A 15,108-nucleotide genomic window follows, 5' to 3' on the forward strand; every position below is an offset into this window, starting at 1 on the left:
ACAAAGCCGGGTTAGAAGGCATGGGCGAAAAGGCTATAGGTGCGCCATCCAACCGGAACGATGCGGCCTGCGCCGTAGGGATGACCACGTTGATGAAGTGCTCGTGGATGTTGACCAGGGATTTGGAAGTGATCGTCGCTTCTGTTACCCCCTGCTCTACCGGGGCCAGCATCACGGTTTCCGGCTCCCCTTTCGTCTCATCCCAGTCGCGGTGAAAGTACTGCGCCACGGCAATGGGCTTGTCAGCTACAATATGACAGGCAGCTTCGCTGTCGAACTGGATAAACTCTCCCTGCCCGATGGTGACCGGGGCTGCGTTGTTGATGCTGACCTTGGTGTTGCAGTAGGCGGCCACCACTTTGTAGGTATGGCGGACGGCCCTGTTTAAGAGCGGCGTTGAGACGTATTCCTGGCCCCACAAACGCACCGGGAAAAGTTGCTGGTGGAAACCATCTATCTCGCGGATAAAGGTCAGATTTGGCGACATGTTAAGGCTTGTAGCAGTGACGGCAATCTTTTTCCGCCCATGAGTACCGTCGCTGATGGACCTGATCCTGCTGCCCGTCGGGTCTGCCTCACCCGAACCCGATCCTAAGGAATAGCTTTGCCCGGCCATCAGGCGCAGGGTGAAAGGCTGGTGGGCCGGCTGGCTTAGGGAAATACTGAAAGTTGGGGTTATCTCTACTATGGTGTTATCTTCTATGGCCAGTACAGTAAAGACGCTGCGAGATACACCGGGATACTGGTAGCGAAGCTCCTGGTTCAAAGTAAAGTAATCGTACCCAAGCATAGAGGCAGGGTAATGTTGTGTGATCTGATGCCTGTTGTTCCCAGCAATAGTACTGACCATCACCTCAATGGGCTTTTCAGAGGTGACATGCATATCCGATTGCTGGATCGACTGTAATGAGCCCGAACCTCGGTAATAAACTAATGGTATGGCCTTTGTTTCCCCTGCCGCAACAAAGAAAGGGGTAACATGGCCTATAGATGGAATTTCTATCTTACCGGTAGTGGCAAACGCTGATGTAACATAAAGTGTGGGGGGTTCCGTACTTGAATGCTCCCTGACAAACAACCAAAAGTCAGTACCCCCCGGACCTGGCAGTTGCTGCGCACCGGCGAGGTAAGGTAGCAGAAACAGTAAAAGATATAATAGGCACCCTTTCCTGTTTATAGCTGCATTCAGGAAACAGGCGGGGAGCAATAAGTTTGTTTTCAAGGTTAAAAATTGCCGTTTTTTCACCATACAATTAAGTAAATATATTGGATGTTAGCAATCTTTATATGCTTTAGGTAAAACAGACTTTCATCACAGTGCATCTATATATTTGAGGTTAATACGTAGATATAACTTTAAGTAATTAGTCCGGCTGATCTCGGTGTTTGTTATTAAAGTTTTAAAGCTTGAAGTTGCGATGAAGGGAAGCCAGACCCAGCCAGAGGGAGAACACCCGAGAGGTGGGCTTTGTTTTTTCGCCCTCTTGCCTGAGACGTATTATAAACTCAAAAAACATAATAGCAACAACCGTGAGGAGTACAGCAGGTTGGCAAGCATAGGCAAAAACAAGTCCGGCTAAAGGACATTTATTTAGCCTTCCTTTTGCCGGAGCGCAGTCCAGGCGAGGACACGCACGGACGCCGCTTATCTTGTCAACAGCTTTAGCTATGGTAGTCGCGGTGGCTCTAGTATGAACGGGGGAAAAGTAAAAGCCCAATCCACGATGGAAAGGACTTTTACTATGGAATAGGAGTGTGGACACTGGCTTCAAGCCCGCGCCAGCAGAGGGAGTGTCACAGAACCTGAGAATAAAAAGAATTTGCCTTCAATTATATTTACTAAATATTAATCAGGATCTCCGATAATCTTAAACCTACTCTTTGTACAATTGTAAGTAAATGTAGGAGGATATTTGCTACTATCTTTATTCTTGTTTAGCTTATTATATACATCTACCTCTTGTTCTTCACACTGCCAATCTGGAACTAGGCCTACTTGTCTTGGAGAGAACATTTGTACTAAAATTAGTGTATCAGAAACATTGTTTTTTACAAACCAGTATGTTCTATAAAACTTATCATAATAGTCATAGTAATTGGCTTTTATTGAATTCTCAAATTGTGTAATGCATACATCTTTTTTATCTGTTTCAAGATAAAATGGTTTAACTACATATCCTATTAAATCTCCGTTATTCGTAACTTCATAGCTACCACATTCTGTCTTTGAAAGAGTAATAGTAAGATCGTTCGTATTTATAATTTTTTTTGACACACTACACGAAGCAAAAATTATTAAAATTATTATAGCCAGTACCTTCATTACCTCTGATTTTAAAGTCCAAGAAGTGTTTGCAAAATATGAATTATAGGCATGTTAATACCTTGAGACGCAAGATTAGCAGGCAAAGGTTCTAAATTACCTTTTGCATCGAGTATATTTCCTTGAGTTACGCCATTTGCTTCATAATAAGCTGCTCGTCGTGGCAAACCATTTGCTTGACGTAGAATGTTTTCATAATACATAGCGTTATATTCATCAACACCTCTTTGATCCGGCGGAACTCCAAACCATGGATAATTTTTACCTCCTAGATTTTGCATGAACTTATGAGCCATTTCATGTCCTAAAACAACATAACTTGGCGAATAATTTGCTTGGCTACCCTCCAGTACTTTCTGAATATCACTTACAGAACCACTGTAATAAATATTAGGATCATGCAAGGTATTATTATTGGGACTGCCTCTTTTAACATAGTGATCTTTTGTGTCTGTAGCTAAATTGGTAACTATTGTATTGCCAAGTTTATTTCCTTGATTAGTTTTTAAATCATTAAGGACCATGTTAGAAAACTTGGTTGTCTTTCCAGTATAGGCGCTTCCATCTCTGTTATTCCAACGCTGGTTTTTTTCGTCGTAAGTAAGGTCGGCCCTCTTTCCAAAAATTCCTAAAAAGCCAGTTCTAAAACTATGTCGAATAGTATCTCCAAGTGGGTCTGAAAATCGTAACGGATTATTATCCATGCTTGCATAACCGCTTATTCTTACGTTGGGTTTAGGGTCAATTTGCCACCAACGGCCCAGTTGGGGATCAAGGATACGGAATTTGGCTTCTAAAACATTCAAATCAAGAGCATCATTTTTCTCAATGCCGTTGTACTGGAACAGGTGATCCGGTGTATTTTGCCTTTCAATGCCGGCGAGATTCAGGCCCCACGGATCGTAGTGCTACAGAAGGCAAGACTGTACCCGGTCGGTGCAATTTGTGTTACTAAAGATAGTGGATTTACTATATATAATGCGTAACGGGAAATGGCAAAAAGGAGGATTTCATAGCACGAGTGAGCCGAAGGGTAGCCTAACTTTGTGGTCTGCCGTAACTAAGTGAGCAGCCACTACCACTAAACCGCGCAATAGCATGTCTAGTGGTAGTGGCTGCTGTTCTTTTGATGAACGGCGGAAAAGTAAAAGCCAGATCCTAAAGACAAGGGCTTCTGCTGTGTTTTGCAAGCAAAATATTCACACGGACTATAAGCCCGTATTAGAGGAGGATATGGAATATCTCTTCTTATTAACTAAAAAGAACAACCAAAAGCATAACTATCAAACCAATTAATAATATTATTAATTGGATACTACCCGCTCTTGAAAATGGATTATCATTATTTTTCTTCATTGAAATATTCAACTGTTTTACTATAAATTTTATTAAACATAGTAGAGATGGTTCCTAATGCTGTTTCTTGAGTAACCTCCTGCTTAGAGTTAGTTATATTTCCAACTCTCTTAGATTGATTAATTGCTGCACCTGTTAATTTATTAGTTACAGCTCCTACAGCAACATTACTTGCCTCTTCAAGTGCTTTGTTATAATCGCCATTCGCTGTATACATTGTAGCTTTAGTCATCTTAGCAGTAGCTGAAATTCCTTCTCCAACAGGGATTAAACTAAGGGAAGCTCCTTTTGTAAAGGGAGCAGCAAGTAAGCCACCATCTGCCAGAGCTTCACCTCCTGCATCGGCCACATTAGCAGCATCTATAACCGCTTCTCGACCCAGCTCTTTCCCAGTTTCAGCAACCTTGACAGCATCTTGTGACACACCAACTACCTTAATTATTCTTCTTGTACTCTCACCCATATTTATATTAGAGGGTGTAGAGCCTGATTTATTAGACAAAAGCCTTTGAGCAGGAGCGTGAGCCTTCTGAGCAATAGCAGAATATTTAGTATAAAGTTGTACTAATTGAAATATACAGTCAGGACAATCACCATCAGGGTCATCATACCTTATAGGATTGTTTAAGTTTGAATTATAAGGAGTTAGGTCATAAAACTCCTCTACCATTGGATCTACCTGCCACCATCGGCCTAATTGCGGATCCAGCGTTCGGTATTTAGCCATGAGTACATTTAAACCCAAGTCTACTTGTTTCTCGATTCCGTTGTACTGGAACTTATGATCAGGGCTGCCTTGCCGTTCGATGCCTGCCAGGTTCAGGCCCCATGGATCGTAGTGCTCTAGAGCACATTCCAAGGCTATAAAAGTATTTCTTTTCTTATGTAAAGATAGAAGGTAATGTCAAGCAGGCAACGGATAATTTCTTGCGTAATTTATTACAGGGTTTTCTTATAACTATTTTCTGGACTACATGTATACGATCTTTACCTAGCGCAGCCTATTAGCAGCTGTAAGCAGCGCAAGAACTCTGCTAATCCTACCAAACACATTTGAAGGATAATGGCTTTAAAACTAGTATTCTACAAAGAAAGATACGGCCTATAACCCCAGCTAGTACCTCTTATAATTAATTAAAGTATTTATCCTTAATGGTATGAGGAACTAAAAGATAGATGCTGTCCTGCGTTACCAGATAGAAGTCTTCTTTTTGTTTATTATAATTAGGAGGTATCACAATTATCTCGTAACTAATTGAGTCTGATCTAGTAACTAGTATGGCATTAGAACTTTCCATATCAAGCAGACGCTTTACTGAATCAATATGTCCTTGTAGCAGGGAATCATTATAAACCTTGATTTTGCTGCTGTCTATTATCTCTTTTAGCCTTTTAGCAACTATATAATTAAAATCAGGATCTACAATAGATGCTCTACTCCTACCGCTTTCATTATTACAAGCCCAAATAATACTAGCAACTATGAATACAAGTATAGCTTTACTTAAATGATTCTTCATTTTTACTTTACTTAGTGAGGTGATCAAAGTATCTCGTTTCTCCATTGTAATTGTTTAAGTCAGATTTATTAATACCTGGCTGATCTTTATATACCGTATATACAGTTTTTGCAAACTCTTTAACAGCTGCCCTAAAGGCTTTTTCATTTGCCTTGATTGCTTTTGTATCACCAGATCTTAGAGCTTCAAAATAGCCTTTAGATGCTTCAGCGAATTTCTCCCCATTTGAAACAGTTTGCTCCCCACCTTCAAAAATTCTTATAATTTTTGCTTCGACCTCAGTAGCAAGTTCATTGTTCTTGATAGCACCGTTGTCATCTCGACCATAAAAGCTTGCCTGCCCAGCATGATAGACTTCTTCAGCTATTGTGCCAGCATTATCTACTTTTCCTGGTCTTAACTTTATGTAACTTTCATACTTCTCTACTAGCCCAGTCCACCCAAATAAACTGTGCATAGTGGTTCTTGAAGATTCGTAGCTCCCATTTTCTGGAACAAAGGCATTTGAGGTATATGAAATGTTGTAAGTTTCACTACTACTTTCTAATTGTGAATAAATACGATTAAATATTGAAGAACTGCTTTTTAGTTGTGATACTGCTGCATTGTATTTTTTTTGATCTTGGAGAGTCAGAAAGCTCTTAACATCATTCCCATCTGGATCAAGGAAAACAATAGGGTTATTGAGGGCATAATTATAGGAGGAATAGCTACTATATTTATCCGCCATCTGATCCACCACGTGCCACCTACCGATCTGCGCATCGTACATCCTGGCCCCGTAGTCACTCCAGTTCAAGCCCAGCTCTTGTTGCTTCTCCTTACCGTTGTACTGGAACAAATGATCTGGCGTATTCTGCCGTTCAATGCCCGCGAGATTTAGGCCCCATGGATCATAATGGTTCTCCTGCACCAGGATTCCCCGCTGGTGCTCCACTTCCAGGTCATCAAAATAGATGTCCACGTTTTCAAAAGCATCATGGCTTAACTCGATCATGACATAACCTGCCTTTTTCATCTCAGGCACCGTCAATTCCAGCACCTGGTGCTCCTCAAGAAGTGAAGCCTGGCCGGTAACCGCAGCCTGAGCACCAACAAGTTTTGTATCACTACCTAATTCAATTCCATAGTCATCCCATACCATGTAGTTTAAACTGGCTTTAGGCAGTGTCTGTGGATCAGGCTCCACAAGGCTTGCCACAATAGTATTGGTAACAGTATTCGTAATAACCGTTGCCCCTGCAGCATCTGTAGCGAACGAATAGCCTGGAGCATTTGTCAGTGCTGCCACAATCGCATTTGCATTTACAGTAGTACTAGGATGGCGGAGGTCCACATACTTTACATGCACCCGTGCCTTTACCTTATCACCTGGCATGACTTTTAACGTAATGCTTGGCCGTGCTATTGTGCCTGCTGCTGTGTTTAACCTTACCACTTTGGGTTGCGCATCTGTTGGATGTGCAGTTTTATTGGTGTGGTCTAGCTGAGCAATAACACTCACCCGTACATCAGGCTTGTCCTCCTGCATATTCTTATCTGGCACTCTAAAGCTGTAATCGTTAAAGTAGAAGTCCTCGTCTTCCCTCCTGTTTTCTTCCATTGTAGCCATATATACCGTTGTTGTCGGCTCAGCGAAAGCTACCCGTGTATTACCCAGATGGTCTTTAATGTGATACTCATAGTTCCACTGGCTACCATCAAGCAATACCCTACCTTCTGAAGTATGGGCAAACACAGTATCTTGTTGATAAACAAACGATCCTACGTAATCCATGGTAGCCTTAAGCGTCGTTGAGGTGCCGCCCGGGGCATATTCGAATACTTGTTTTCTTAACTTACGACCGTCACCTGCATAGGAATAAGTAATATAACCCTTATTCGTATTATTCTCCCGGACATAAATCTTCGCCGGCAGGTTCATGTCGTTATAGATTACCTTATGTATTCCTTTGTTCTTATCTCTGATCATGTTGCCATTAAGGTCATAAATATACTCCATCGTAGCAGTATCACCTTCTATATAGTTCATGATGGAACCATTATCACGGAAATCCCCGGCCGGGTTTTTACTGAGATCCAGCGGCACTACCTTATCGTTGACAACAGCCAGGCGATTGCCTTTGTAAGTATAGGTAAGGTCGTCGACCAAATCAAAGCTCATTCCATTAAAAGTGCGTCTATCGTTTGCCGAGCCTTCTTCTAATCCAAAACGCTTCATTTTGCGGATATTTCCATTGGCATCATAACCATGTTCCGGCTGTCCATTTGCATTGATGATAGTTTTAATTTCGATAGAGTATTTTTCCTTTTCATCGGTCCAACCTGCTGTCGCTGTTTCCCTGGAACGGTATAGACCATGAGTTAGGCGATTAGCTTTATCATAAGCATAGGCATAGCCTCGCTCTATTCCGTCCCCAATGCCCTTCCAGCGCATCTCTGAGATGTTGCCATTTAACTGGGCTTGTGTTAAGTTTAACACCTGATCTTGATTGTATCTTAACTCAAGGCCAAACAAATCGCCATACGGCCCTTGTCCGCTATCATTATTTTTGTCGTCTGTTTCAGAGTCCCAACTGTTAACACTTGTTAGCCAGCCACGTATGTTATAGCGGTAATCCACTGATTGCAAAAAAGCAGGAGTTTCATATTTTGTAGTGTAATCAGTAGAATGCAGCCCCTTGTCCACCAACTGCCCCAACTCGTTATAGAATGAATTGGAGAGCAAAACAAAATTTGCCGGCTCTGTACCACTTCCATTCACACTGGTCCAGATTTTATGCTCTTCTATCTTTTGCCTGCCCATGTGGTCGTAGGTAAACTTCTGGCGCACAAAATGGGTGGTTGCTGCATCTTTGTGATGAGCTGTTAAGACTTCTTCTGGACTGCCGGTGAAGTTGAACCTAGTTGTGGCTTGGTCTACTTCACCTAAGTGGTTCTTGGCCAGCACCTGAATGGGCTGATACTTCTCATCGTAAAAGGTGACAGCTTTGAGCCACTCACTGTTGTCTAGCCTGCGGGTACGGGTGCCGGTCACTTGCCCTAGGAGCCTTTCATTTTTGCTCCCTAATGTGTATCCCAGCTCTGGACTAAAGTTAAAGTCAGAGTCAGTTAAGGAACCATAGCTATCATAGTAGGTTTCTGTGAGCAGCGATGGTTCAGTTACAGGAGGAAATGCTTTTCCTAACGTATAACCGATACCCGACTCATTCCGCTTTTCAAACAGTGGAGCAGGAGCTGTCAGATCGGGCGTCGTATAATTATCAGCAGTTGCCTGCATGGTAGCCCTGTCCCTGCTGTCCGCTACCACGCCCGTCATCACCTGCCGGCCTAACTGATCATACTTAATGTACGACCAGCGCTGCGTGTTTTCAGGATTAGCAGAAGCCTGATTGGCATCCCGCGTCAGGATCACCTGGTCGCGCTTGTTATAGACCATCTCCACTTTCCCGGCCCCGGGCACCTCCTTTTCAATGATTCTTTTCCTGTTATCATACTTGTACCGGAAACACCAGTTTTCTTTAAAGGCAGGTGTTAAGGTAACCGTACCGGTAGCTGGTAAACGGCGATGACCTTCGGGTTGTATCACCAGTACCAGGTTGCCCAGGTCATCGTATACATATTGGGTCAGCATAAAACCTGCATCTGCATGCGTGGCAGTTATTGTAGCATCTTCCTGCACTTTCCGGGCGACCACACGGCCCAATAGGTCTGTATACTGTATTGTCAGAGACTCCTGCTCGTCCCGGCTTTCTGTCACATATAAAGTATTCGGTAAATAGAAGCCTGTAGATGTGATGCCATCGGTTGCAAAATCATAGTCCCAGATCCTTACTTCATCCACAAGGTTCGTACGCCATGCCGACTTGATGGTATTGCCTGTGGCTGGTCCTGCCACGGGCTGCCATGCTGCTCCAGGGGCTCCTTGTTCCAAAATTCTGCTCAATGGCGATGCTTCATACTCGGACACAGCAAATGGGCTGTTGTCTTTGGCTATCGTACCATCTCCAGGAGATGAAGGATCATAGAATGTTGCCTGCTCACTTACTCCATCCGGGCGATACATCCCCAGATCACCCTGCACATAAGGCAGGTAAGTTTTGTCTTTACGGCCTAGTGGGTCATATGTTACAGGTGTAACAATGTCCTGCTTTGAACGGCTAGCCCGGGTTAAAACAGTTTGTAGTACTCTTCCTAATCCATCAAAGTACACCACTTTCTGGCGCATAGACTCCTCTGACAACAGGTTGGCCGCAGCTGTGCTGGTAATATCTTTTTCTGTTATGGTGTTTTCAATGACGTAGTTCATATCCGAAGCCATTGGCCCGGAACTTACCCCAACAGGCGCTGCTGTGTATGTGAATGTCATGCCATCAAGCATGGCTGTTACGACTACCCTATAATACCCCCATTCTTTTACATCTATTAAAGAAGAGGCCGTTTTTCCAGTTAATGACAGCCCGTCCCGCTGCCATTGGTAACTATTGTATACTGACTGCACCGAAAGCGACACCTGGTCCCCCGGGCCTAAGATGGTTGATCCTTCCAAAACCGTTACTACCGGCACCGTGAATACGCCAGCGGTTACAGCTTTGCGACTACTCTCGCAGCCTTCCGGACTTACTGCCGCCACATAATATGTTTTAGTGGCAGATAAGTTCGGGGTAAAGGATGTACCGGTATGGACTAAAGTTCCGCCCGAAGCGGCATCATACCATCTGTAGGTTTGAGTAGAAAGCGCATGCTGTACTTCCAAAGCTACCGGCCCCGAACCAAAGCGCCCGTTGGATGAAATGACAGGCTGAGAAGGAATTGAGTTCATCGTTACCTGTACGCCTACAGCAGGGCCCCAGCAGCCCGTTTGATCATTTCTGCCCCGCAGGTAATAGGTTCGGGTGCCTGAAAGTGTTACTGCATAGGAGCTATTGCTATTAGCGGTACTCTCGCCGTTCGCATTGGTTCCCTGCCAGTACCAGGTTATGTTTCCACCATCAGGCAGCGCTCCCCTACTCAATGTTTTGGTACCACAGAAATTAGCAGACAAAAACGGCGTAGCTGGTGCTTCCGGTATTGGGTTTACCGTTACCGGGATAGCCATGGAAGATCCCCAGCAACCGGTAGCATTATCTTGCGCCCGGAAATAATAAGTACCTGACACCTGGACCGTGTGCGTTATAGCTCTATTCTCAATACCTGTGGCAGTTCCATTAGCATTAAGCCCCTGCCAATAGTGGGTCACCCCATCCGGGGCAGCCGGCAGGGTTACTGTTTTAGGACCGCAAGTATTTGTTGAAACAGTCGGAAACGGAACCGGCGGGAAAGACGGTTGATTGACATACACAGAAACACTCTTCTGCCCAGATAGGCAGCCATAGGCACTTACTCACTGTATAATTATGCGAACCTCCTGCTAAAGTATTTGGTATTTGGTAAGTACTGCCTTCATGTAGCTGCGTTCCAGAACTATCATACCACCGAAATGTGCTGGCCCCACTCCCACTGGCGGAGAGCGAAGTGCCCTGCCCGTAACAAATGGTGCCGCCCCCAGTTACGGTCGGCACTGAAGGCACAGGGTTCACATTAATTGTAATCTCAACTGTTTTTGGACTACATCCGCTGTTAGTACCTGTTATGGTATAGGTGGTTGTCACAGTAGGTGTTACTGTTTTTGAAGAACCTGTGCCTAAGCTATGGGACCAGGAATAAGTGTTGGCGCCGGAAGCTGTCAGCGTCACCGCCGTACCCGCACAAACAGTAGTGGCTGATGCCGTAACTGAAGTAGCCGGTGCCTGAACGACATTCACATTCATAGAACCGCTGGTTAAGTACATGTTTCCATTACCATCTGGGCATCCTCCGAAGGCCATTACACTATTATTCCCAGCTTGCGTCCAGGTTACGATAGCCTGATTCCCGTTTTGGACATAGGTGCCCCCTTCAATATTCCAAGTGGGCGTACTACATCCTCTTTCTCCATATGCTGTATACGTCTGTGTCGTACCAACACACACGCTTGATGGTCCAGATATAGTATACACGGCCCCACCGGGAGAACCGAACTGGGCGATAGCTGAAGGCACCCAACAGAAGAATATAATGACAAATAGAACAGTTTGCCATAACAGCGAAGTGTGGTGCTTGTAGAGGGTGTAAATATTTTTCATTCTGAGTTTTCTTTAGCTATTGGCCCTTGTAGTGGTACTGGTAAGTTTTGAGAACTTGCCCTTGATCATCCTTTGCAGCCTGCAATCTGCCAAACCCATCATATTCATAATAGGTGGTCCGGCCATTAGCATCAGTTGACGAAGTCATCCCTACTAAAAGGTCATAAGTATAGGTTGTCATAAGTGCGCCAGGAGGAGTAATTCGCACTTCATCAATTCGCTCACCATAGCATGTAACATTGCCGCCAGTATACTCTTCCTCTTCCCATGTCCATTTACCTGTAGCACTAGACCAACTATAGTAGGATAATTTACTGCCTGAAAGTGGTGTAAAATCCGCTGGGGGGGTAAAAGTGAAGTTCCCGATGTGGTACCTAGACCCCGTTTTGGCACCTTCGTCAGCTGTACCCGAATCTTCAAAGCTGGTATGAAAAACCTGGGAAGGCAGTGCATTCTGTACTCTTGCAATCGGCAACGTCTTATTATAGCCCCAAAGGAAAGAGTCTGTCAGATCACTTTGTTTAACAGCATGTAATAAGTTGCCTTTGTCATCATAAGGCCCCAGATTAAGCTCCACCTCATAACGGGCATCCTGCATGAATTGGTAATCGCTGTTTATATGTGAAACGGTAAAGTCCGTACTAGGCAGGGGTGCTTCTAATGGAGCCCTTAAAACACTTTGTAATTGTATTCCACCTGCAGTAGCTCCGTAGTCTTTGTATTGGTTAAAAGTAGCCCCCGTAAGCCTTTTAATACTCCCCTTTTCAATCCAACTCAGTTCTTCAATAACGGAGGCCGGCATAAAGGCATCCTGCATTTTCTTAATTAATAAGGGAATGGGATTATTGGCTACAGCCTGATTGATTACATTTGATGCTTCCAGTTCACAGGTGTGACTTTTATTTTCAGTATCCCCATCAGGTGTTGTAAATAGCATGCATTTATCGTAACTACTTTTATAGAGCGTTTTAAGAATGGATGAATTGTTGTAGTCAAATGGATACTTAAATTGGGCGATGTGTGTCTGTCCTTTACTATCTATCACAGACTGCTCTGCCAATAGCTTTTGATTATTGTATGTAAACTTTTTAGTGGTAACGATCGGATTAAGACCATTAACATCGTAAATAGTTTCTGTCTCTTTAATCGGCAGATAAGAATAAGTATAGAATTTATAGGGTGTCCCTTCTTCTACAGCTGAGAGATATTCATTGCAAATAATAAAGTTTCTGGCTTTCAAAGATCTTGCATATTCATTCAGTTTATTAAATGCGATGTATTCAATCTCTTTAAGCTTGACAGGATCACCCTTAAAATTAAACTGTTCTTCTTTAACAAGTTTACCCCGCTGTTCTTCATTTGATGAATAAGGATCATATAACGTTTTTGTTGGCTGTAATATCGAAGTAACTGGTGTGACTTCATCTAATCGACCATTATCAAAATTACTGTAGTAGTATATGGTATAGCTACCATCACTTCTCTTCTCCACTACCTCGCTATACCCTATGTGACTACCTTGACTATTACTGGAAGCTGGAAGTATAGATTGGGAGGAAAATACACTCTCCTTATACGTTGCAGGGGAATTAAAAGCCTTGGCCTCATAGTCATCATACAGGTACCTGGATTGTCCACCTAACACACCAGATGACGGAAGGGCAGCTACATCTGATATTGTGCTGTTATAACCAGACACATAAAAATACTCCTTCTCCAGCTTAAGGGTAGGATCATCTGTACTATAGCTACTAATCTTCCAAATTCTTACTCCTCCTGCATCTTTGTTAAAACCAGGGCTATCAACATCAGTTCTATCTTCCTTAAGATGCTTTGAATAATCGTGTTGTTCAAACTCAAAAACAGAGGTCCCTCCAGTTGGGTAAGTTATTTGCTTTAGCATGCCAGCAAGGGCTGTAACCTTATCGCTGGTAGGTTCCCTATAACCAAAGTAAGTAACAGGATTAACATTATCTTCTGGAGGTAGTTGTCTGCCATTAAAAAAGCCCCAATGATCTGTTTTGTGTGCTAGATAAGGAGGTAATAGGTTTATATCCCTATAATTAAACTTATAGGGTGGCTTTGAATTTCCCGCAGCATCTCTTTCCTGAACTTCAAGTAGCGTTAGCCTTTGCTGATTGCTGTTAGAGTAAGTGAACTCAAGACTTTTTATTAGTCTTTCCTTATTTTCAATCCGTATGGCTTGTAATTGTTTCCATTGTAGATTCTGCAGGCATTCAGGAAAAGTATATGGCGCTGAATTATGCGGGTATTGTCTCTGGAGATATGGAAAATGGTTCCCTCCATAAGGATATTTATTTTTATTCCACTTCTGGAAATAAGGGTTTGGGATGGTAAAATCACTAATGTCTTCTCCGTAGCGAAGCTCATTAGTATTATCCAGTTCAAAATACACGGTACTATTAGGAGTTACAATAGAAGCCAAATAGACCGGTGTAATTAGCTTACCTTGGTAAGCTTCATTAAGATTTAAATTTGTCACTGGCGGGCATGTTCCATTTCCGACAGATACCAACTGATAAAGTGAAGTATACATTTGGGCAATAAAACTACCCCTGTCATAATCTAAACTTATTTCATGCCCATTTTTTATAATTTTAGTTAAATACCAGGTGTCAGCAGTCCACAGGTCATTGTTTTGATTAAAAAAGTCCATACTATACTCTATGGCATCCGTATTCCCGCCAAATACAAATATTGTCCCATCTTCTGTAGTCAGTGTAAACCCAGAAAATGTCTTTGGGTAAAAAAGCACTTGCTCTCCGGATGCAGTTGGCCTAGACAGATGTTCAAAGGGCACATCTAAAAAAGCAGAAGAAGCAATTATATCAACTTTTACAGGCTTGTTACATTTTACTTTCCATGTTCCGTCTGCCCCCCAATAAAACTTACCACTATAGCCTAGAAAATTAAAGGAAAATGCATCAGGCTCCGTGTCCTTATAAAAAAGACTCCTTGCTACAAACTCCACATTACCTTTATAATCCCAATATTCGCCATCTAAAATTTCATTTTGAAAATAAAATCCTGCGTAGGAGCCTAAACTATATTGTGGATCAGTATTATTGTACTCATCCGGAAGATCGTTTACCTGCCTTGAGATCGCTCCCCCTGCATTCAGGTTCCACCCCATGCCTACCCATCCCGGATGTTGATCAGGACTGACTCCGGAGGCGTGATAACTTAATGAGATGGGAAGCGTAATACCAGCATCTTGTATAGTATACAGCGGAATATCTATAGAAGGTAGTCCAGTAAAAAAAGAAACTGGTATTTCACCAAACATTTCCAAACTTGTCGCATTCGGGCTTTGAAGGTTGTTCAGGGTCCTGTCAAGAATTAAAGGTGTTTCCTGATTCTGAGCTAAGAGTGGAATGTTAAGGCTTATTAGCAATAATAAGAGTAGAAGTCTGTTCATGTAATAGTAAGAATTAATAACTATAGTAGTTTTAATTTAGAGAAAGAGGAATAGTCTATCAATTTATTATATCAAGTAAAACATTTTAATTTGATGCAAAATCCTTGTAAGAAAGGAAACTAAATTATTTCTAAACAGGAATGTTTATACCTAAAGGTAACTTTTATATAACAAATAATATATATTAAAATTTATATATAAAATCTTATTCTATTCCGTTTATACCATCTTTTCAAACTATTTCTCTACAGCTTGAAAAGATTAGTAACTTTTAAAGTTAAGATTAACAAAGAGGTAGTAATTAGC

The 15,108-nt window shown here is 42.6% G+C and carries 7 protein-coding genes and 1 pseudogene; all 8 read right to left on the reverse strand.

What is annotated here, in order from left to right; all coding sequences use genetic code 11:
• A partial coding sequence (locus H7F15_RS16020; RefSeq protein WP_185198011.1) for an IgGFc-binding protein occupies positions 1-883 on the reverse strand: 883 nt, incomplete at its 3' end.
• Between the two features lie 963 nt (positions 884-1,846).
• The gene (locus tag H7F15_RS16025) at positions 1,847-2,323 is read right to left on the reverse strand and encodes a hypothetical protein (protein ID WP_185198012.1); all 477 of its coding nucleotides are present in this window, start codon (positions 2,321-2,323) and stop codon (positions 1,847-1,849) included.
• Positions 2,324-2,334: 11 nt separating this feature from the next.
• A pseudogene (locus H7F15_RS16030) lies at positions 2,335-3,216 on the reverse strand (RHS repeat-associated core domain-containing protein); the annotation flags it as partial.
• A gap of 449 nt (positions 3,217-3,665) precedes the next feature.
• Positions 3,666-4,538, reverse strand: coding sequence for an RHS repeat domain-containing protein (locus tag H7F15_RS16035; protein ID WP_185198013.1), 873 nt, complete (start codon positions 4,536-4,538; stop codon positions 3,666-3,668).
• 271 nt (positions 4,539-4,809) lie between these two features.
• Positions 4,810-5,244 carry a hypothetical protein gene (locus H7F15_RS16040; protein WP_185198014.1) on the reverse strand — a complete coding sequence of 145 codons (435 nt, stop codon included), beginning with the start codon at positions 5,242-5,244 and terminating at the stop codon, positions 4,810-4,812.
• Positions 5,207-10,540 carry a DUF6443 domain-containing protein gene (locus H7F15_RS19340; RefSeq protein ID WP_221627102.1) on the reverse strand — a complete coding sequence of 1,778 codons (5,334 nt, stop codon included), beginning with the start codon at positions 10,538-10,540 and terminating at the stop codon, positions 5,207-5,209. The genes H7F15_RS16040 and H7F15_RS19340 overlap by 38 nt, the downstream gene beginning before the upstream one ends.
• The gene (locus H7F15_RS19680; protein ID WP_221627103.1) at positions 10,470-11,363 is read right to left on the reverse strand and encodes a hypothetical protein; all 894 of its coding nucleotides are present in this window, start codon (positions 11,361-11,363) and stop codon (positions 10,470-10,472) included. Before H7F15_RS19680 ends, H7F15_RS19340 begins: the two co-directional genes overlap by 71 nt.
• Before the next feature lie 16 nt (positions 11,364-11,379).
• Positions 11,380-14,802: an RHS repeat domain-containing protein gene (locus H7F15_RS16050; RefSeq protein WP_185198015.1), complete on the reverse strand. Its 3,423-nt coding sequence runs from the start codon at positions 14,800-14,802 to the stop codon at positions 11,380-11,382.
• Between the last annotated feature and the right edge of the window lie 306 nt (positions 14,803-15,108).

This window comes from Pontibacter sp. Tf4 (assembly GCF_014212495.1).
In the GTDB taxonomy this organism is placed as follows: Bacteria; Bacteroidota; Bacteroidia; order Cytophagales; family Hymenobacteraceae; genus Pontibacter.